The sequence below is a fragment of the Stenotrophomonas sp. 3diitr2024 genome (genome assembly GCF_042136455.1).
Lineage (GTDB): Bacteria > Pseudomonadota > Gammaproteobacteria > Xanthomonadales > Xanthomonadaceae > Stenotrophomonas > Stenotrophomonas sepilia.
Window position 1 is genome coordinate 1 of the sequence record NZ_JBHHMJ010000230.1, and the last position, 321, is coordinate 321.

General features: G+C 67.6%; 2 pseudogenes. One reads left to right on the plus strand and one right to left on the minus strand.

The window, feature by feature from the left end:
- Nucleotides 1-118 (plus strand): annotated as a pseudogene (locus ABGA94_RS05210) (dTMP kinase); the annotation flags it as partial.
- On the opposite strand, the pseudogene ABGA94_RS05215 reads toward ABGA94_RS05210, so the two are convergent.
- Nucleotides 101-214 (minus strand): annotated as a pseudogene (locus ABGA94_RS05215) (AI-2E family transporter); the annotation flags it as partial. The pseudogenes ABGA94_RS05210 and ABGA94_RS05215 sit on opposite strands and share 18 nt — an antisense overlap.
- Nucleotides 215-321: the final 107 nt, after the last annotated feature.

Consider the following 321-nt stretch of genomic DNA (forward strand, 5'->3'; position numbering starts at 1 on the left):
CAATGCCATCCGTGACTGCCTGCGCAGCCACGGCCACGAGGTGGTGCTGACCCGCGAGCCGGGCGGTACGCCCCTGGCCGAGCGCATCCGCGGCCTAGTGCTGAAGCCCGATGCCGAGCAGCATCAGCACGCCTGCGAACACCAGCCCGACCAGGGTGTTGATCACGCTGATGGTCAGCACGTAGCGCGAGACCTCGCGCTCGATCGACCGCAGGCATCGATTGCCGCAGTCGATGCCTTGGGTGTGGATCTGACGCTGTCCTGCGAAGGCGCGCCGGCCGTGCTGCATGTCTACGATCGGCTGCGGCTGGATGCGGTACC